We start from the raw sequence: 19,353 nt of genomic DNA on the forward strand, positions 1-19,353 counted from the left end.
TCGCCGAAGGTGAGCACCCGGGCGCGGGTGCGGGGGGCCATCGCCGCCACGAGCGGGTCGTCCGCGTTGAGGACGGCGGTGCCGTCGGCCGGCAGCGCCTCGACGATCTCGCCCTTGGCGCGCGCGATCTGCTCCCGCCCGCCGAACTCGCCGACGTGGGCGGTGCCGACGTTGAGCACCGCCGCGATCGACGGCGGCGCGATGTCGCAGAGGTAGGAGACGTGGCCGACGCCCCGGGCGCCCATCTCGACCACGAGGTACCGGGTGCCGGCGTCGGCGCGCAGCACCGTGAGCGGCACGCCGAGCTCGTTGTTGTTGTTGGCCGCGGTGGCGACGACGGCGGCCTCGCCGGCCAGCGCGCGGAGCACCGCCGCCAGGTAGTCCTTGGTGCCGGTCTTGCCCTGCGAGCCGGTCATCGCCAGGACCGTGGCGTCGAGGCGGTCGAGGACGTGGCGGGCCAGCCGCCCCAGGGCGGCCACCGGGTCGCTCACGACCACCGTCGGCGCCGTGGTCGGGCGGCTGCCGAGGACGGCGTGGGCGCCGTCGGCGTAGTCGTGGCCGTCGACGCGCTCCCCCACCACCGCGACGAAGAGCCCGTCCGCGACCGGCACCCGGCTGTCGACGTACGCCGGGCCGGCGACGGTGACGTCCTCGCCGTGGAGGGTCCCGCCGACGACCGCGGCGATCTCGGAGAGCAGGAGCGGGATCACCGGTGCTCCCCGGGCAGGGCCGCGAGCAGCTCGCGGACGACGTCGCGGTCGTCGAAGGGGTGCACCACGCCGGCGATCTCCTGGCCGGTCTCGTGGCCCTTCCCGGCCACCAGGACGACGTCGCCGGCCCCGGCCCGGCGCAGCGCCTCGCCGATCGCGGCCCGCCGGTCGCCGATCTCGACCACCTCGGCGGCGCCGGCGCGGGCGCCCTCCACGATGGCGGCGCGGATGGCGGCGGGCTCCTCGGTGCGCGGGTTGTCGTCGGTCACGACGACCAGGTCGGCCAGCTCGGCCGCGATCTCCCCCATCACGGGACGCTTGCCCCGGTCGCGGTCCCCCCCGGCGCCGATCACGATGATCAGCCTGCCACGGGTCACCGGCCGCAGCGTCCTCAGCACGGCGTCGACCGCGTCCGGCTTGTGGGCGTAGTCGACCACGACGGTCAGGTCGCGGCCGGTCTCGATCCGCTCCAGCCGACCGGGTACGCCGCCGGAGCGGCCGATCCCGTCGGCCACCTGCTGCGGGTCGAAGCCGGCCTCGGCCGCCGCGGCGATCGCGGCCAGCGCGTTCGCGACGTTGAACTCCCCCGCCAGCGGGACCGCCGCGGCCACCGTCACCCCGCCCGGGCCGTGCACCGTGAAGGTGGAGCCGTCGGGGCGCTGCTCGACGTCCGCGACCGTCCAGTCGGCGTCGCGGCCGACGGCGTACGTGCGCACCGGGATCGGCGCCTCGGCCACCAGCCGGCGGCCGTGCTCGTCGTCGACGCAGACCAGGCCGAGCCGGGCGTGCTCGGGGGTGAACAGCATCGCCTTGGCGGCGAAGTAGTCCTCCACGTCGGCATGGAAGTCGAGGTGGTCGCGGCCGAGGTTGGTGAAGACGGCGACGTCGAAGACGACCCCGTCGACGCGGCCCATCACCAGGGCGTGGCTCGAGACCTCCATCGCGCAGGCGGTGACGTCGAGCTCGCGCATCCGGGCGAACAGGCCGTGCAGGTCGGGCGCCTCGGGAGTGGTCAGCGCGGTCTTGACCTCCTCGCCGGCGATCCGGGTGCCGACGGTGCCGATCACGGCGCCGCGCACCCCGGCCGCGAGCAGCCCGCCGTCGAGCAGGCGGGTCACCGTGGTCTTGCCCTGGGTGCCGGTCACGCCGATGGTGCGCAGCGCCGCGGCCGGGCGGCCGTAGACGAGCGCGGCGGCGGCGCCCAGGACCGTCCGGGGCTCCGCCACGACGACCGCCGGCAGCCCGGTCGCGGCGGCGATCGCGGCGCCCTCGGCGTCGGTGAGCACCGCCACCGCCCCGGACGCCGCGGCCTGCCCGGCGAAGGTCGCGCCGTGGGCGCGCGAGCCCGGGAGGGCGGCGTACAGGTCGCCGGGGCGGACCCGGCGCGAGTCGAGGGTGAGGCCGGTGACGGGCAGGTCGGCGATGCCGGCGGCCGGCGCGGGCGCGCCGACGGTCCGGGCGACGACGGCCAGGGGCGTTGCCGGGGGACGCGAGGGGCGCGTGGTGAGGAGGTCGGGCTCGCTCACCATTCGACCGGCGTCTGGTTGGGCTCGGTGCCGGTCGGGGCGACGCCGTAGCGACGCAGGGCGTGGCTCATCAGCTTGGCGAAGGCCGGGCCGGCGACGCTGCCGCCGCCGCTGCCCGCGCGCGGGCTGTGCACCACGACGTAGATGGTGAACCGGGGGTCGTCGGCCGGGGCGAAGCCGGCGAAGGAGACGGTGAGGCTGCCGTCGTAGCCGCCGTTCTCGCCGACCCGCTGCGCCGTACCGGTCTTGCCGGCGACGCGGTAGCCGGGGACCGCCGCCTTGGGCGCGACGCCCGCGTCGGGGTCGACCACGCGCTCCATCATCAGCATGGTCTCCTGCGCGGCCTGCTTGCTGATCACCCGGCGGCTGGTGGCGACGTCGGTGCCGACCTCGGTGCCGCCGTCGGTGCGGGCGCTGCCCTTGACCAGGCTCGGGTCGACCCGGACGCCGCCGTTGGCGATGGTGTTGACCGCGGCGATCATCTGGACCGCGTTGACCGACAGGGACTGGCCGAAGGCGATGCGGTCGCCGACCTGGGACGTCCAGGCCGCGCCCTGCGGGACGATGCCGCGGGTCTCGCCGCCGAGGCCGAGGCCGGTGCGGGCGCCGAGCCCGAAGGCGGTGAGGTAGCTGCGGAGCTGGCCCTTCTTGAACTGGTCGGCGGCGAGCACGGTGCCGACGTTCGAGGACTTCGCGAGGATGCCCGCGAGGGTCAGCTTGAGCGTGCCGTGGTCCCAGTAGTCGCCGATCGGCCGGTCCTGGCGGTGCAGCCGGCCGGGGACCTTGAACCGCTGCTCCTTGAACGCCAGCCCGGCGTCGACCAGCGAGCTGATGGTGAGCACCTTCTCGACCGAGCCGGGCTCGTAGACGTCGGTGAGCGCGGAGGACTTGTAGAGGCTCTTGTCGTAGCGGTACGGGTCGGCGGCGTCGTACGTCGGGTAGTCGGCCAGCGCCAGCAGCTCGCCGGTGCGGCGGTCCATGATCAGCGCCATGCCGGACTTGCCGCCGGCCTTCTCCACCGTCTGCTGCAGCACCCGCTGCGTGTAGTACTGCAGGTCGCGGTCGATGGTGAGGGTGAGGCTCTTGCCGTCGATCGCCGGCGTGACGGTGTTGTCGCCCAGCGGGATCTGGTTGCCGGCGCCGACCTCGTAGCGCGCCTCGCCGTCCTTGCCGGACAGGTAGGTGTTGAAGGAGTCCTCGAGGCCGGCCAGGGCCTGCGCGGAGCCGTCGTTCTTGGGGGTGCCGAGGAAGCCGATCAGGTTCGCCGCGACCGTCTTGCTGGGGTAGACGCGCAGCGGGTCGCGCTCGGTCATCAGGCCGGCGAAGGGGCGGCCCTTCTCGTCCTTGAACTGCTCCTGGATGTCGGCGACGACCTTCTCGGCCTTGCTCGCCGGCACCTGGCGGGCGACGTACTGGAACCGGCTGCCCTCGATCCGCAGCCGCCGCAGGGTCTCGAAGTAGTCGACGCCGAGGCGGTCGGAGAGGATCGTCGCCAGCTCGGGCGCGACCGCGGCGGTCACCTTGGGGTCGGCGACGACCATCCGCCCGTCGACGGTGTCGGCCATCGGCTCGCCGTTGCGGTCCAGGATCTCCCCCCGCGTCGCGGGCAGCGTCACCCGCACCTGCCCCTCGGCCGCGGCCATCTGGGCGTACGAGCGCGGGTCGACGCCCTGCAGCTGGACCAGGCGGGCGGCGAACACCGACAGCACCATCGCGATCAGCACGAACCCGATCTGCATCCGGCGGTGCGTCGAGCCGCGCAGGACCTGTCCGGTCCGGCGCCGCAGACGGCCGGCGCGTCGGCTGGTGGTGGGTCGGGTCACGCTCTCGTCCTGGTCGCTGCGGGATGGGCCTCCAACCTACGGCGGCGGATCACTGGGGCGTGGCGGGCGCGCCGTCGGCACCGGCCTTCACCTTGACCTTGACCGGGGTCGGGTCGAGCGCGGCGGGACGCTCGGGGCCGGGCGGCTCCAGCGGCAGCCGGTCCTCGCCCGAGGCGGGCTGCGGGTCGCCGCTGATCTTCCCGCTGCCGAGGTGGAGCACGCCCGCGCCGGTGGTCGGCATCACCATGCCGAGCCTCTCGGCGGCCGCGGCGACGTGCGCCGGGTCGTTGAGCGCCTGGAGGTCCATCTCCAGGGCCTCCTGCTGCGCCCCGAGGTCGGTGGCCTGCTTCTGCAGCGCCGTCTCGCGGAACGACGCCTGCTGCATCGAGGTGTTGAACATCAGCAGCCCGATCACGCCGCCGAGCAGGATCAGGCTGACGAAGGTCACGAACGGCACCCGCGGCGCCCGGGAGCGCCGCCGGGGCACGACGGTGAGCCGGGCCCGCTCGAGCGCGGCCTGCGCGAGGCGCGGAGCGACGTACGGGAGCCGGTTGCGGAGGGGTGAGGTGGAGGACATGTCTATTCGGCTCCCTTGCCAGACGACGTGTTCGGACGGCTCGATCGGGTGCGCTCGACGGCGCGCAGGCGCACGGACGCGGCGCGGGGGTTCTCCTCGATCTCCGCGGGCGCCGCCTGCTCGGCGCCGCGGGTGATCAGGCGGTACGACGGCTCGGCGCCCTCCGGGACGAACGGGAGGTCGTCGGGGACCGTCGAGCGGGTCGCGTCGGCGAAGGCCCGCTTGACCAGGCGGTCCTCCAGGGAGTGGTAGGACTCCACGACCACGCGGCCGCCGACGCCGATCGCGTCGATCGCCGCCGGGATCGCCCGGCGCAGCACCGCCAGCTCGTCGTTGACCTCCATCCGCAGCGCCTGGAAGGTCCGCTTCGCCGGGTGCCCCCCGGTCCGGCGGGCCGGCGCGGGGATGACGTCGTAGAGCAGCGCGACCAGGCGCCCCGAGGTCGTGAACGGCTCCCGGGCCCGCTCCCGGACCACGGCGTCCGCGATCCGGCGCGCCATCCGCTCCTCGCCGTACTCCTTGAGGACACGGGCGAGCTCGGCCGCGCTGTAGGTGTTGAGGACGTCCGCCGCCGTCGGGCCGGCGCTGCCCATCCGCATGTCCAGCGGGGCGTCGACGGCGTACGCGAAGCCGCGCTCGGGCAGGTCGAGCTGCATCGAGGAGACGCCGAGGTCGAACAGGACGCCGGCCACCCCCTCGTGGCCCGTGAGGCCGAGGTCGGCGAGCACGTCGGGGATCTCGTCGTAGACCGCGTGGACGCCGGTGAACCGCTCGCCGTACGACGCCAGCCGCTCCCGGCTCGTCGCCAGGGCCTGCGGGTCGCGGTCGATGCCGACCACCCGGGCCCGCGGGCAGCGCTCCAGGACCGCCTCGGTGTGGCCGCCGAGGCCGAGCGTGGCGTCGACGAGCACCGCGCCGTCGTGGCCGAGCGCGGGCGCGAGGAGGGCGACGACCCGGTCCAGCAGGACGGGGACGTGGTGCGGGCCGCTCATGCCTCAGCGCCCCGCGAGGTGGAGGAGGACCAACAGGACCGCGCAGCCGAGGGAGAGCGCGGCGGAGAACGCCATCAGGGTCAGGGCGTCGCGTGCCTGCTCGCGGACGCGGGGCTCACCGGAGACCTCCGGTGGCTGCGTGCGTACGACGCTCATGCTCTCGACCCTCGACCCTGGGACGTGCGGAAACTGGTGACTGCCGAATTGGCGACGGATCCGCAGGACCAGGTCCCGGCCCGCTCCCGGCCCGGTGTTCGGGGTGGCCGTCTGGTGCCGGGGAAGGTGCCCCAGAAGGCGGGTGGTCCCGGTGCGTCGGTGCCTGTGGCCGGGGAAGGTGCTACAGGTGCCGGCGGCGCCGGAACGTCGAGCGGGAGCGGGCTGAGACCTCGTCCTGCGGATCCGCTGTTGTGTTGTCGGTGGTGCTGCGGTGTTGCTCGGGGTGTTGCTCGGGGTGTTGCTCGGGGTGCTGCGGGGCTAGTCGTCGTCCTCGTCGAGGTCGGCGAACTCCTCCAGGGCCTCGAGCTGGAACTCGCGCCAGGCGGCGGGGTTCCAGATCTCCAGGCGGTCCCGGACGCCGATCACGACGACGTCGCGCTCGAGGCCGGCGTACTCACGCAGGTGGGCCGGGATGCCGACCCGTCCCTGCTTGTCGGGGGTGCTCTCGTCGCCGCCGGCGAAGAGCACCCGGGCGTAGCGCCGGGCGGCGCGGTTGGTCATCGGCCGGGCGGCCTGCCGCTCGGCCTCCTCGGCGAACACGTCGGTCGGCCACACGACGAGGCACTTGTCCTGTCCCTGTGTGACCACGAGCCCCTCCGCCAGCCGATCCCTGAACTTCGCCGGGAGGAAGAGGCGGCCCTTGTCGTCGAGCTTCGGGGTGTAGGTGCCCATGAAGAGCATCGGGCCACCCCCAGCCGTCCCACCGGACTCCGCCGTCCTCCACTTTCCCCCACAGTACTCCACTTTCCCCCACCGTCAACCACCATTGCCCCACTTCCGGCCGTGTCCTGCTCCCCCGGCGTGCGTAAAACCGCGGGTCAGCGCCCCGGGAGCGCCGGTGGAGCGGAGTGGAGGAGAAGTGGAGCGCCGGTGGGGCGTCCGCGGGGAAGGCGGCGGGCGGGAATCGCCTCTTCAGCGGTGATTCCCGCGCTTCCCGCCCGTTGCTACGGCCAGGAAGCGCAGGCAACGGCCGAGGAGTGTGCAGTTTTCGCCGCCGCCGTAGGGTTGCTCCACCGCAGCAGGAGGCTGCTGTGAGAGAGGGAGAACAGCCGTGGAGCCGCCGATCACCGATGTCGACACCGTGGCGCGCGTCGCCGGGCGGATCCAGGCCAACGTGGAGAAGGTGATCGAGGGCAAGGGCGAGGTCGTCGGCGCCGCGATCATCGTGCTCCTGGCCGAGGGCCACCTGCTCCTCGAGGACGTCCCCGGCGTCGGCAAGACCATGCTGAGCAAGGCGCTGGCCCGCAGCATCGACTCGACGGTGCGCCGGATCCAGTTCACGCCCGACCTGCTGCCCTCCGACATCACGGGCGTGTCGGTCTACAACCAGTCGACCCGCGAGTTCGAGTTCCGCCCCGGCGGCGTGTTCGCCAACGTGGTCATCGGCGACGAGATCAACCGCGCCTCCCCCAAGACCCAGTCGGCGCTGCTGGAGTGCATGGCCGAGCGGCAGGTGACCGTCGACAACATCACCTACCAGCTCGAGTCGCCGTTCATGGTGATCGCGACCCAGAACCCGGTCGAGATGGAGGGCACCTACCCCCTGCCCGAGGCGCAGCGCGACCGCTTCCTCGCCCGGGTCTCCATCGGCTACCCCGTGCCGGCCGCGGAGATCGCGATGCTCGCCCACCACGGCGCGGACAACCCGCTCGACGACCTGGAGCCGGTCACCGACAGCGCCGAGATCCGCAAGATCTGCGCGATCGTCAGCCAGGTCCACGTCTCCGACGGGGTGCAGCGGTACGCCGTCGCGCTGACCGCCGCGACCCGGCAGAGCCCCGAGCTCGTGCTCGGGGCCTCGCCGCGCGCGACGCTCCACCTGGTCCGCGCGGCCAAGGCCCGGGCCGCGCTCCACCGCCGCGACTACGTCCTGCCCGACGACCTGCGGGCGCTGGTGCAGCCGGTGCTCGCCCACCGCCTGCTGCCGAGCGCGGAGGCGGCGATCGGCGGCAGCACCGTCGCGACCATCCTCGAGGGCATCGCGGCGAGCGTCCCGGTGCCCGATCCCTCGTCCTGAGCGGTCCGATGCGCCGGCACCTGTCCTCCCTGACCCTCCGCGGACGCGCGTTCCTCGCCGCGGGGGCGACGGCGGTGGTGTGCGCGATCGGCTTCGGGCAGCCCGCGCTGACCCGGGTCGGCGTCCTCGTCATGGCGCTGCCGCTGCTCGCGGCGCTGGTGGTGGGGCGGCGCCGGCACGATCCCACCGTCACCCGGACCGTGTGGCCGCGCCTGCTCCGGGCCGGCGAGAGCGCCCGGATCGACCTGACCGTCGCCAGCGAGCGGAGGCGAGCCGACGGCGCCCTGCTGGTCGAGGACACGCTCCCCTACGCCCTCGGCGGTCGCGCGCGCTTCGTGCTGCAGGGCCTCGGCGGCGCGTGGGAGCGGACCGTGTCCTACCCCGTCCGCTCCGACATCCGGGGCCGGTACGTCGTCGGGCCGCTCGTCGCTCGGCTCGCCGACCCGTTCGGGCTGGTGGAGCGGCGCCGGGCGATCGGCGGCACCGCCCAGCTGACGGTCACCCCGCGCGTGGTGCCGCTGCCCGCGATCCCGCTCTCCGGCGGCTGGCAGGGCGCGGGCGAGCACCGGCCGCAGGCGTTCGCCGCCGGGTCGGCCGAGGACGTCAGCGTGCGCGAGTACCGCCGCGGCGACGACCTCCGGCGGGTCCACTGGCGCAGCTCCGCACGGATCGGCGAGCTGATGGTGCGGCGCGAGGAGCAGCCCTGGGAGGCGCACGCGACGGTCCTGCTCGACAACCGGCGCCTGGCGCACCGCGGGCACGGACCCGCGTCCAGCCTGGAGTCGGCGGTGATCGCCGCGGCGTCGGTGGCCGTCCACCTCGAGCAGCACGGGTACGCCGTCCAGCTCTGCACCGCCGACGGTCTCGGCGGCGGGGCCGCCGGCGATCCGACCCTGGGCGCCGAGCGCGCGCTGGAGCACCTGGCGGTCCTCGAGATGAGCCACCGCGCCACGCTCGACGTCGGCTGGTCCGGCGAGCAGGCGCGCGGCGGCGTCGTGGTGGCGGTGCTCGGCGGGTTCCTCCCCGACGACAACGCGGCGCTGCGCCGGATCCGGCACGACGCCGGCGTCGCGCTGGCCCTGGTCCTCGACGTCGACCAGTGGTCGCCGGCCCGCGGAGGCCTCGGCGGCGTCGCGGCCGCGGCGCCGGTCACCTCCCTGGCCTGGCGGGCCACCGGGCTCGGCCCGCGCGACCACCTCGACACGGCCTGGCGCGAGCTCGGCCGGGCGCCGGTCCGAGGCGGTGCCCGCGCATGAGCGCCCCGACGAGCAGCTCCACGGCGAGCCACCGCGGACCGTTCGGCCCGGCCCTGCTCCTCGGAGCCGTCTCCGCGCTCACCACCTGGGCGGCGCTGACCGCCTGGCGTGGCTTCGTCGAGCAGCCCGGCACCTACCTCCGCCCGCTGGCCGTGCTCGCCGGGCTGCTGGCCGTCGCCGGCTCCCTCCTGCGCTGGCTCGGCACGCCCCGCTGGCTGACCGCCGTCGCGCAGACCCTGCTCACCGCGGTCGTCGTCTCCCGCGAGATCACCGGCTCCTTCATCCCCCTCGGCGGCCCGGTCGCCGAGATCTGGCAGGCCCTGGAGACGTCGACCCAGAGCGCACGCGAGTACGCCGCACCGATCAGCGCCCAGGTGCCCCCGGTCTGGCCGCTGCTCCTCGTCGCCGGCGCCGCCGTACTGCTGCTCGTCGACACCCTCGCCTGCACCCTGCGCCGGGTCCCGGCCGCGGGCCTCGGCCTGCTCGCCGTCTACGCCCTGCCGAGCGGGGTCCTCGACGACGGCCCGGACGTGTGGAGCTTCGTGGCCGCGGCCGGCGGCTTCCTCGTCCTGCTGCACCTCGACTCCCGCGACCACCTGCTCCGCTGGGGACGCACGGTCGGCCCGGAGGAGGACACCCTCTGGCGCCACGGCAACCCGCTGCAGGAGGCGCTGCGCGCCGGGGCCGGGCGGATCGGCGTGACCGCGACGGCCCTCGCCCTGGTGATCCCCACCTTCCTGCCGGCCGTCGGCTTCGACGTGCTCGACCTCGGCACGGGGCGCGGCGACGGCGACATCCGGATCCGCAAGCCGATCGCGGACATGCGCCGCGACCTCGAGCGCGGCCGGGACGTGCCGCTGGTCCTGGTCCGCACCCAGGACCCCTCGCCGTCGTACCTGCGGATCTCGGTGCTCAACCGCTACACCGGCGAGGAGTGGAGCAGCGGCGACCGCGACGTCGCTCGGAGCAACGTCGCCGCCGGCGACGTCCCGCTGCCCCCGGGGCTGTCCGACGAGGTCCCGCGGACGCCGTACGCCTACGAGGTCTCGATCACCGACGAGCTCGACTCGACCTGGCTGCCGACGCAGTACCCCGTCTCGGCGGTCGACGCCCCGGGCGACTGGCGGTTCGACCCCTCGACCATGGACTTCCTCGCCGCCGACGACGAGCTGGACACCCGCGGGATCACCTACCGGATGACCGCGCTGGACCTGGACTTCGGCACGAACCTCAACTTCTTCCGCGACGCCGGCTCCGGCGACGTCCCCGAGGAGGTGCTCGACCTGCCGAGCTCGGTGCCGCCGATCGTGCGCACCCTGGCCCGCGAGGTCACCACCGGTGCGACCTCCGACTACGAGCGCGCGCGGCTCCTGCAGCGCTGGTTCCGGCAGGACGGCGGGTTCACCTACGACCTGAGCAAGGCGCCCAAGGGCACCGGCAACCAGACCCTGGAGGGCTTCCTCGCCACCAGCGGACGGGTCGGGTACTGCGAGCAGTTCGCCTCCGCGATGGCCGTGATGGCCCGGGTGCTGGGCATCCCGGCCCGCGTCGCCGTGGGCTTCCTGCAGCCCGACCAGATCGCGGACGACACCTGGGAGTACAGCAGCCACGACCTGCACGCCTGGCCGGAGCTGTACTTCGCCGGGTCGGGCTGGGTGCGCTTCGAGCCCACCCCGTCGGGCCGCGTCGGCAATGTGCCCTTCTACACCCGGGCACCGGTCGACGGCGGCAGCGACGACCCCCGCGGCGGGCCGACGGGAGCGACGTCCGCGACGCCCGGCGCCACCTCGACCGTGGCCCCGAGCGCGGGGCCGAACCAGCGCCCGGAGATCGACCGCGACCCCGGGACCGCCGGCGACGGCGACGAGTCCGGGCTCCCGACCCCGGTCCTGGCCGGCGGACTGGTCCTGCTCGTCCTCCTCCTGGCCGGCGCCGCCGCGCTCGGCGGGCCGACGGCGCTGCGCGCCCGGGCGCGTCGTACGCGGCTGGCCGGGACGCCCGACGACGTGTGGGCCGAGGTCCGCGCGAGCGCCGTCGACCTCGGCCTGCCCTGGCCCGCCGGCCGGTCGCCGCGCGAGGCCGGCGGCGCCCTCCTCGACCACCTCGCCGATCCCACCGCCCGCCCGGCCGAGCGGCCGCGCACCGGCGCCGCGGCGGCGCCCGAGGCCGCCGACGCCCTGGAGCGCCTGGTCCTCGCGGTCGAGCGGTCCCGCTACGCCCGGCCCGGCGCGGTGGCGACGCTGGAGCGGACCGCGCTCGCCGAGGACGGCGCGCTCGTGGTCGCGTCGCTGGAGGCCGGGGTCACGCCGCGGGTACGGCGGCGGGCGCGGTGGGTTCCGCGGTCGGTGTGGGGGCGGTAGCCGCTCTCGGGCAGCCGCACCTTGGAGCCGGGCTCGGGAGCCGGCCCGGGTGGCTGTCCGGGTCGACCCCTCCGGCGTCTCCCGGCCGCCCCTGACGGCTCGGAGCGGGGACCCCGCCGTCGGCGCTACTCGGTCTCGCCATCGACATCTCGCGCACACGCCGACGGCACCCCGACATCGCCGTCAGGGGCAGCCGTCCGACGCCTGCGGCGTCGACCCGGACAACCAGCGCGTAGGCACCTGGACGGCGCGTTCGGCTCGGCCAGAGTCCTAGAAGCCGCGGTCCTTGCGGCGGCGCCAGCGGGCCTGGAGGGTGTCCATGAAGCCGGAGGAGCGGCCGTGGTTGCGGCCGCGGCGGCCGCCGTCGACGACGCCGAAGCCGGAGGGGTGGGCCGAGACGTCGGGGGCTGCTCCGCCGCGCTGACCGCGCAGGGAGCCGAGCAGGATGGTCGCGGAGGCGAGCATGATCAGGAAGCCGGCCACGCCGACGGGCCAGTAGCCGCTGACGGCACCGCCCATCATCACGGCGACGCCGGCGGCGAAGACCACGCCGGCCAGGATCGCGCGGCGCCGAGCGGCCTGCCGGAGGGTCGTGCCCCGGAGGGTGGACGCGAACTTGGGGTCCTCCTCGCTGAGGGCGCGCTCCATCTGCTCCAGCAGTCGCAGCTCCTCTTCCGAGAGTGGCACCGAATCCTCCGACACGTGTGAGGCGGTTCTCCGCCGATGACTCTTCCTCCAAGTGTAGGCAGGCATCTCCAGCGGGGGTAGGGCGTCCCCCGAAATTGTGCATTCGGTCACGAAACGTGATTCGTCCGGGGGATGGCCGGGCGGGTCACAACAGGCTCGCGCGGCGGACGGCGGCGGAGCCGAACCGGTCCACGGCGCGGTCGACCGCGCGGTCGGCGTCGGGCCAGCCGGGGTCGCGCTCCCCCAGCACCAGCTGGCGGCCGTCACCGGGTCGCAGGCGGCGCAGGCCCTCGACGCGGACGCCGACGAGGCGGACGGCGAGCGGGCGGGGGCGACGGGCGTCGAGGAGCGCGTCGAGGAGGGTGAGGGCGACGACGTACACCTCCTGGGTGACGTCGGTCGGCTCCGGCAGGGTCCGGGAGCGCTGGACGGTCGTGAAGTCGGAGAAGCGGACGGTCACCGTCACGGTCCGGCCGGTGCGGCCGGCGCCGCGGACCCGGGCGGTGACCCGCGCGGTGATGCGGAGCAGCTCGCGGCGCAGCTCGTCGCGGTCGCGCAGGTCGACGGCGAGGGTGTGCTGCGAGCCCATGCTGCTCTCGGGCTCGCCCTCGCCGAAGCCGAACACCCCGGCCCCGCCGGGGCGCAGCTCGGTGCGGTCGGTGCCCCAGACCAGGGCGTGCAGGTGGCCGCCGAGGTGGTGGCCGACCATCCGGCGCAGCAGGTCGACCGGGATGGCGGCGACATCGCCGACGGTGACGAGCCCGAGCCGGTGCAGCCGCTGGCGGGTGGACTCGCCGACGCCGTACAGGACGCCGACGTCGAGGGGATGGACCTCGGCGACGAACCGCTCCGGCGGGATCACCCGCACGCCGTCGGGCTTGGCCTGCCGGCTGGCGAGCTTGGCGACCGAGATCGAGGCGGCGATGCCGACCGAGCAGGTGATGCCGTGCTCGCCGCGGATCCGGGAGCGGAGCCGCTCGGCGATCGCCTCCGGCGGGCCGAACAGCCGGACGGCGCCGCGCACGTCGAGGAAGGCCTCGTCGAGCGAGGTCACCTCGACGACCGGGGTGACGGTGCGGAAGGTCTCCATGATCGCCTTCGACACCGGTGTGAGCAGCCCGAAGTCGGGCGGCAGGGTGACGGCGTGCGGGCACAGCCGGCGGGCCTCGGCGCCCGACATCCCCGATCTGATGCCGTAGCGGCGGGCGGGGTAGTTGGCGGACAGCACGACACCGCGGTGGCCGCCGCCGACGACCACCGGGATGTCGTGGAGCTCGGGGCGGTCGCGGATCATCACCGACGCGTAGAACGCGTCCATGTCGACGTGCAGGATCGGGCAGCGGACCGTCACGGCCCGCTCCCGGGAGGGTCAGGAGGCGGCGTGGGCCAGGACGTGGAGCTGCGTGGCGAGCGGGAGGTACTCCGGGCGCTGCGCGACCGCGCGCTCCAGGTCGACCAGCGCCGCCGCGGCGCCGGGCTCCTGGTCGACGAGCGCGGCGGGCACCAGGTCCGCGAAGACCCGGACTGCGTGCACGGCGACCGCGCCGAAGCCGTGGTCGGCCAGCAGGTCGCGGACCTCGTCGGCGGTGAACCGGCGGCCGGTGCGCGGGTCGACCGGCTCGCGGTCGTCGAGCAGGCCCCGGGCCTGCTGGAAGTGGCCGGCCATGGCCCGGGCGATGACCGCCGCGTGACGCTGCCCGACGACCAGGCTGAGCAGGCCGCCGGGGCGCAGCACCTGGCCGATCCGCGCCAGCGCCAGGGCCGGGTCGACGACCTCGAGCACGCCGTGGCACAGGACCACGTCGGCGCTCCCGGCTCCCACCACCTCGACGAGGTCGGCGACGTCGCCCTGCAGCCCGGACACCTCGAGGTCCACCTCTCGGGCTCGGCGGGCCAGGGCGGCGAGGGCGTCGGGACTCGGGTCGACGACCCGGACCCGGTGGCCCGACTCGGCCAGCCGTACGGCGAAGCCGCCGGTGCCGCCGCCGAGGTCGACCACGTCGCGAGGTCCGTCCGCGAGCGCGGCCTCGAGGGCGTCCCAGACGACCGCGGTGCGGACCGAACCACGCTGCTCGCGAGAGGGCATGCCCGGAACATTAGTCGGAGGGCGCCAGCACGTCGCTCAGCCCACGGCGCGGCCGGCGAGCTGCTCGCCGAGCGGGACGTGCGGGGTCAGCCCCAGGGCGTGCTCGACGAGGGCGAGGAAGCGGTCGGCGTCGCGGACCAGGTCGTCGGCCTCGCGCTCGGTCGCGGCCCGCGCCGAGCCCGCCTCGGCCGCGGCCCGCTTGGCGGCGCCGGAGGCGAAGAAGGAGGCCCACTCGGCCAGCTCGGGCGCGACCTCGGCCAGCAGCACCCAGGCGTTGCGCTGGGCGCGGCGCCGGCCCGGCTCCGGCCGGGCGCGTGCGGCCAGCAGGGCCGCGGCGGCGCGCAGGGCGGCGACGTGGGCGCAGGCGTAGCGGGTGGGGACGTCACGGGCGGCGACCGCCTCGCTCAGCGACTCCGCGGACCGGATCAGGTAGTTGTGGGTGGTCGCCGGCAGGGCGTGCGGGCTGACCGTGAAGGGGGCGAACTGCTGGGCCACGGCGTCTTCTCCTCCGATTCTGTTCGAACATGTGTTCGAACGATCCGAAGGTACACCGCGGGTCCGACACGACTCAAGAGTCGGCGGCGGGCTCCTCGGCGGGCTCGCCGACCGGCGCGGCGGCGGACTCCTCGGCCGCCGCCTCCGCCTCCGCCGGCGCGGCGGCGGCCGCGCCGACGGGCCTCCCGGCCGACTTCCCGGCGGCCTCGCGGACGAACCAGGCGCTCTGCGGGTGCCAGAGGAACACCAGCGTCACCGCGCCGATCACCGCCGCGGCGATCGCCATCCCGTCGACCATGGTGGGCGGGTCGGTGCGGACCGTGGCGACCGCGACCAGGATCACGCCGACCACGATCGCGGCCAGGGAGTGCCGGGCCCAGTTGTGGCCGATGCGGAAGAGCGCGATGAGCGTCGCCGAGAGCACGGCCGTGACGCCGTACAGGACGAGGATGACGGGGACGAACTCGACCGGTTGGACGGTGCTGTCGCCGACCTGCATCGGCGACCAGACGCTGCCGAGGTCGTCGCGCCGGACGACGACGAGGACGCACACCAGCAGACCGGCCGCCACCAGGAACCACAGCAGCCAGCAGGCGATCACGACCGCGGGCGGCCGTTCCGGCTGCTCGGTGTCGGTCTCAGGCATGCTTCCTCCAGTCCGTGCGTGGGCAATCTCAATTCGGGGGCGGGCGCTCGGTAGGGTCACCCCCATGTCGGCCGAGCATCCCTCGATCACCCGGTTCCGCGACGAGCACCAGCGCCGGGGTGGCACCGGCGAGATCGTCATTCTGCCCGACTCGGTCCACACCGCCGCACTGGCCGCCGAGGCGCTCGGCTGCGAGGTGGGGGCGATCGCCAACAGTCTGCTCTTCGATGCCGACGGAACCCCCGTGCTGATCCTCACCTCGGGCGCGCACCGCGTCGACACCGAGCTCGTCCGGACCACCATCGGCGGCCCGCCGCTGCGCCGGGCCGAGCCGGAGTTCGTGCGCGAGCACACCGGCCAGGTGATCGGCGGGGTCTCCCCCATCGGCCACCCCGCCCCGGTGCCGACGTACCTCGACCCCTGGCTGCAGCGCTACGACGTGGTCTGGGCCGCGGCGGGACACCCGGCGGCGGTCTTCTCGACGACGTACGACGAGCTGCTGGACCTCACCGGCGCCACCCCGGTCGACGTCGCGAAGGACTGAGGGCCCCGACGTGGCGCGCATCGTCGTCGTCGGCGGCGGTCTCGGCGGCATGGCCGCCGCCGCCCGGCTGGCCAAGGCGGGGCACGAGGTGGCGCTCCTGGAGGCCTCCCACCGGCTCGGGGGCGCGCTCGCGCCCGTCGAGCAGGACGGCTACCGGTGGGACGCCGGACCGGCGTCCACGCTGCTGCCGGCCGCGCTGCGCGACCTGTTCCGCAAGTCGGGCCGGCCGCTGGAGAAGGAGCTGGGGAGCGACCTGGAGCCGCTCCCGGTGCTGCGCGAGCACCGGTTCGCCGACCGCACGTCGGTGCTGCTGCCCGGCGGCTCCCGGGCCGACCAGATCGCGGCGTTCGACGAGCTCGGGCCGGGCCTCGGCGAGAAGTGGGCCCAGCACGTCGACGTCTACGGGCCGGTGTGGGACGTCCTGCGCCGCCACTACGTCGAGGTCCCCTGGGACCCGCGCACCAAGGGCGCGGTCCCCAAGGAGCTGGACTCGATGTTCGACATCCGCGAGACCCTCCACCGGCGGCTGCGGCACGCGTTCCGCGACGACCGGCTGGCGCTCGTCGCCGGGCACCCGGCCGTCGCCGAGGGCCACGAGCTGCGCAATGTGCCGTCGTGGGTCGGGGTCACCGCCTATCTCGAGCAGTGCTTCGGCGGCTGGCGCGTCCCGGGCGGGATGGGCCGGGTCGCCGAGCTGCTCGGCGCCCGGCTCGGGACCCGCGGGGTGCAGGTCCGCACCGGCGTCGAGGTCGAGGACCTGGTCGTGCGGGAGGGCCGGGTGGTCGCCGTGCGCACCGCCGAGGGCGAGGCCGACGCCGATGCCGTCGTCGTCGCGGTCGACCCGCGCCGCCTGCCCGTGCTGGCGCCGTACGTCGAGCGGACCATGCCGGCGATCCCGCCGGTGGTGGCCCATGTCGGCCTCGCCGGCGACGTGCCGGACCTCCCCCACGAGCTGGTCATCCACGAGGAGCCGCTGCTCACCGTGCGGCCGGGCGGCACCGCGCCCGACGGCGGCACCGCCTGGACCGTCCACGGCCGCGGCAAGATCGCCGAGGACCTGCTCGACGCGCTCGCGCGCCACAGGATCGACGTCCGCGAGAACGTCGTCACCCGGGTCGACCTCTCCCCCGCGACCAGGTCGCGCAGTGGCGCGGCTCGCCGATGGGCGTGCTCTGGCAGGGCCGGGGCACGGTACGACGCCGGCTCGGCCCCTCGACCCCCGTCGCCGGCGTCTACGCCGCCGGCGCGCACACCGCTCCCGGCGCCGGCGTGCCGTTCGTGGCGCAGTCGGCGGCACTGGTCGCGCAGCTGATCGGGCCGACCTGAGCCTGAGCCCGGCCGGTCAGACCGTGATCTGCAGCGCCTCGAAGATCTCCAGCGTCGCCTTCGAGCGGTTCAGCGTGTAGAAGTGCAGGCCGGGCGCACCGCCGGCGAGCAGCTCGTCGCAGAGCTCGGCGGCGATCCGGATCCCCTCGGCCCGCACGGCGGCGGGATCGCCGTCGTAGGCGCTGATCCGCTCGACGATGTCGCCGGGCACGCTGGTGCCGATCAGCTCGCCCTGCCGGCGGATGGCGGCGAGGTTCAGGATCGGCATGATGCCCGGCAGGATCGGGATGTCGACGCCGCGGTCGCGGACCCGCTCGACCAGCGCGAAGTAGTCGGACGCCCGGAAGAACATCTGGGTGACGGCGAACTCCGCGCCCGCGCGGGCCTTGGCGACGAGCACGTCGGCGTCGGCGTCGAGGGAGTCGGCGGACGGGTGGCCCTCGGGGAACGCGGCGATGCCGACCCGGAAGTCACCGCGCGAGCGCGCCAGCTCGACCAGCTCGACGGCGTAGTTGAGTCCGCCGTCGGTCGGCGTCCAGTCGGCGCGCGGGCCCTCCTGCGGGTCGCCCCGCAGCGCCATCACGTGGTTGACGCCCTCGGCGACGTAGGAGTCGAGGATGCCCTCGAGCTCGTCGCGGGTGTGGCCGACGCAGGTGAGGTGCGCCATCGGGACCATCGACGTCTCGCGGGCGATCCGGCCGGTGATCGCGACGGTCTTGTCGCGGGTGCTGCCGCCGGCGCCGTACGTCACCGACACGAAGGTCGGGCGGTAGGGCTCGAGCGCGCGGATCGCGTCCCAGAGCTGGGTCTCACCCGCCTCGTCCTTGGGCGGGAAGAACTCGAAGGAGAAGGATCGGCCACCCTCGCGGATGATCTCGCCGAGGGAGCGCCCAGCACCGGTGGTCATGGGCCGCAGTGTAGGTGGCCCCGCGGGCTCGGGCCCGGGCATCTCGCCGATCACGGGTGTCACTAGGCTCACTCGGGTGACACAGCAGGCGTGGGACCCGACCGCTTTCCGGACCGAGGTCCAGGCCACCCTCGACGCCTTCCTGGCCGACCAGGCGACCCGGCTGGCCCCGCTCGGCGGCGACGCCGCGCGCCTGCTGTCCGAGGCGCGGGTCACCGTGACGGGCGGCAAGCGGTTCCGGGCCGCGTTCTGCCACTGGGGGTACGCCGCGCTCGCCGGTGCCCCGTCGGGCGCCGATGCCGAGGCGGTACGACGGGCCGCCGCCGCGCTCGAGCTCCTCCACGCCAGCGCCCTGGTCCACGACGACCTGATGGACGCCTCCGACACCCGCCGCGGCCGCTCCGCGACCCACCGCACCTTCGAGCGCGCCCACCGCGCCGACGGCTGGCGCGGCGACCCGGAGCAGTACGGCGCCGCCGCGGCCATCCTGCTCGGCGACCTGCTGCTGTCCTGGGCCGACGAGCTGCTGCGTCGCTGTGGCCTGGGCTGGGACCGGGTCGGGCCCGCGCTCGAGGTGTTCGACCTGTGCCGCTCCGAGGTGATCGCCGGGCAGTTCCTCGACGTGTCCGTGCAGGCGCGCGGCCGCGCCGACGTCGCACAGGCGATGACGGTGCTGCGCTACAAGTCCGCGAAGTACTCCATCGAGCGCCCGCTCCACGTCGGTGCCGCCCTCGCCGGGGCCGACCCCGCCGCGCTCGACCTGCTCACCGGGTTCGGGCTGCCGCTGGGCGAGGCCTTCCAGCTGCGCGACGACCTGCTCGGCGTGTTCGGCGACCCCGCCACCACCGGCAAGCCCGCGGGCGACGACCTCGTCGAGGGCAAGCGGACCGTGCTCGTCGCGCTCGCCCTCGACCACGCCGCTCCCGCCGACGCCGAGCGGCTCGACGCCGCCCTCGGCACGCCGCTGGCCGAGCCCGAGGTCGCCGAGCTGCGCGCGATCATCGACGGCTGCGGCGCCCGCGCCGAGGTCGAGACGATGATCGACGACCTCGCCCGGCAGGCGGTCGAGGCGCTGCGCCGCGGCCAGGCCGAGGCGGGCTGGGACGCCGAGGCGTGCGGGGTGCTGGAGCAGCTCGCGGCCGCCGCCACCCGCCGCACCCGCTGACTCCTCGCCGGTCGTCGCGG

At 75.1% G+C, this 19,353-nt stretch carries 18 protein-coding genes and 1 pseudogene; 6 read left to right on the forward strand and 13 right to left on the reverse strand.

The window, feature by feature from the left end; translation table 11 throughout:
* Positions 1-47: 47 nt before the first annotated feature.
* The 7 genes and pseudogenes from FIV44_RS31655 to mraZ form a co-directional block, all read right to left on the reverse strand.
* A pseudogene (locus FIV44_RS31655) lies at positions 48-416 on the reverse strand (Mur ligase family protein); the annotation flags it as partial.
* A gap of 290 nt (positions 417-706) precedes the next feature.
* On the reverse strand, positions 707-2,239 hold the full coding sequence (locus tag FIV44_RS01265) for a UDP-N-acetylmuramoyl-L-alanyl-D-glutamate--2,6-diaminopimelate ligase (protein ID WP_141002921.1): 1,533 nt from the start codon (positions 2,237-2,239) through the stop codon (positions 707-709).
* Complete coding sequence (locus FIV44_RS01270; RefSeq protein WP_246086748.1) at positions 2,233-4,059, reverse strand: peptidoglycan D,D-transpeptidase FtsI family protein; 1,827 nt, start codon at positions 4,057-4,059, stop codon at positions 2,233-2,235. Before FIV44_RS01270 ends, FIV44_RS01265 begins: the two co-directional genes overlap by 7 nt.
* Positions 4,060-4,108: 49 nt before the next feature.
* A complete protein-coding gene (gene ftsL, locus FIV44_RS01275) occupies positions 4,109-4,636 on the reverse strand; it encodes a cell division protein FtsL (protein ID WP_141002922.1) in 528 nt (175 codons plus the stop codon).
* Between the two features lie 2 nt (positions 4,637-4,638).
* Positions 4,639-5,628, reverse strand: a complete 990-nt coding sequence (rsmH, locus tag FIV44_RS01280; protein WP_141002923.1) for a 16S rRNA (cytosine(1402)-N(4))-methyltransferase RsmH — start codon at positions 5,626-5,628, stop codon at positions 4,639-4,641.
* A gap of 3 nt (positions 5,629-5,631) precedes the next feature.
* Positions 5,632-5,784, reverse strand: a complete 153-nt coding sequence (locus FIV44_RS30120; protein WP_181410918.1) for a hypothetical protein — start codon at positions 5,782-5,784, stop codon at positions 5,632-5,634.
* Between the two features lie 318 nt (positions 5,785-6,102).
* On the reverse strand, positions 6,103-6,525 hold the full coding sequence (gene mraZ / locus FIV44_RS01285; RefSeq protein ID WP_141002924.1) for a division/cell wall cluster transcriptional repressor MraZ: 423 nt from the start codon (positions 6,523-6,525) through the stop codon (positions 6,103-6,105).
* A 370-nt stretch (positions 6,526-6,895) separates the two neighbouring features.
* Here mraZ and FIV44_RS01290 point away from each other — a divergent pair, with 370 nt between their 5' ends.
* Genes FIV44_RS01290 through FIV44_RS01300 form a run of 3 tightly spaced genes read left to right on the forward strand, consistent with a single transcriptional unit; the run spans position 6,896 to position 11,477 of the window.
* Positions 6,896-7,861: an AAA family ATPase gene (locus FIV44_RS01290; RefSeq protein WP_141002925.1), complete on the forward strand. Its 966-nt coding sequence runs from the start codon at positions 6,896-6,898 to the stop codon at positions 7,859-7,861.
* An 8-nt stretch (positions 7,862-7,869) separates the two neighbouring features.
* Complete coding sequence (locus FIV44_RS01295; RefSeq protein ID WP_141002926.1) at positions 7,870-9,117, forward strand: DUF58 domain-containing protein; 1,248 nt, start codon at positions 7,870-7,872, stop codon at positions 9,115-9,117.
* On the forward strand, positions 9,114-11,477 hold the full coding sequence (locus FIV44_RS01300; protein WP_141002927.1) for a transglutaminase TgpA family protein: 2,364 nt from the start codon (positions 9,114-9,116) through the stop codon (positions 11,475-11,477). Before FIV44_RS01295 ends, FIV44_RS01300 begins: the two co-directional genes overlap by 4 nt.
* 270 nt (positions 11,478-11,747) lie before the next feature.
* Here FIV44_RS01300 and FIV44_RS01305 read toward each other — a convergent pair whose 3' ends face one another.
* The 5 genes from FIV44_RS01305 to FIV44_RS01325 form a co-directional block, all read right to left on the reverse strand.
* On the reverse strand, positions 11,748-12,164 hold the full coding sequence (locus FIV44_RS01305; RefSeq protein WP_141002928.1) for a DUF3040 domain-containing protein: 417 nt from the start codon (positions 12,162-12,164) through the stop codon (positions 11,748-11,750).
* A 145-nt stretch (positions 12,165-12,309) separates the two neighbouring features.
* The gene (gene dinB / locus FIV44_RS01310) at positions 12,310-13,515 is read right to left on the reverse strand and encodes a DNA polymerase IV (RefSeq protein ID WP_246086749.1); all 1,206 of its coding nucleotides are present in this window, start codon (positions 13,513-13,515) and stop codon (positions 12,310-12,312) included.
* 18 nt (positions 13,516-13,533) lie between these two features.
* Positions 13,534-14,250: a methyltransferase domain-containing protein gene (locus FIV44_RS01315; RefSeq protein ID WP_141002929.1), complete on the reverse strand. Its 717-nt coding sequence runs from the start codon at positions 14,248-14,250 to the stop codon at positions 13,534-13,536.
* 36 nt (positions 14,251-14,286) lie between these two features.
* Complete coding sequence (locus FIV44_RS01320) at positions 14,287-14,745, reverse strand: SAV_6107 family HEPN domain-containing protein (protein ID WP_141002930.1); 459 nt, start codon at positions 14,743-14,745, stop codon at positions 14,287-14,289.
* Between the two features lie 73 nt (positions 14,746-14,818).
* Entirely contained in the window at positions 14,819-15,391 is a 573-nt protein-coding gene (locus FIV44_RS01325; protein ID WP_141002931.1) for a hypothetical protein, read from the reverse strand.
* Between the two features lie 64 nt (positions 15,392-15,455).
* On the opposite strand from FIV44_RS01325, the gene FIV44_RS01330 reads away from it, so the two are divergent.
* A complete protein-coding gene (locus FIV44_RS01330) occupies positions 15,456-15,935 on the forward strand; it encodes a YbaK/EbsC family protein (protein WP_141002932.1) in 480 nt (159 codons plus the stop codon).
* 10 nt (positions 15,936-15,945) lie between these two features.
* Positions 15,946-17,247, forward strand: coding sequence for a phytoene desaturase family protein (locus tag FIV44_RS01335; protein WP_246086750.1), 1,302 nt, complete (start codon positions 15,946-15,948; stop codon positions 17,245-17,247).
* 30 nt (positions 17,248-17,277) lie between these two features.
* Here FIV44_RS01335 and metF read toward each other — a convergent pair whose 3' ends face one another.
* Positions 17,278-18,168 carry a methylenetetrahydrofolate reductase [NAD(P)H] gene (gene metF / locus FIV44_RS01340; protein WP_181410919.1) on the reverse strand — a complete coding sequence of 297 codons (891 nt, stop codon included), beginning with the start codon at positions 18,166-18,168 and terminating at the stop codon, positions 17,278-17,280.
* Positions 18,169-18,244: 76 nt separating this feature from the next.
* On the opposite strand from metF, the gene FIV44_RS01345 reads away from it, so the two are divergent.
* Complete coding sequence (locus FIV44_RS01345) at positions 18,245-19,333, forward strand: polyprenyl synthetase family protein (RefSeq protein WP_246086751.1); 1,089 nt, start codon at positions 18,245-18,247, stop codon at positions 19,331-19,333.
* The last annotated feature ends 20 nt before the right edge of the window (positions 19,334-19,353 follow it).

Origin of the sequence: Nocardioides humi (genome assembly GCF_006494775.1) — a bacterium.
GTDB lineage: Bacteria > Actinomycetota > Actinomycetes > Propionibacteriales > Nocardioidaceae > Nocardioides > Nocardioides humi.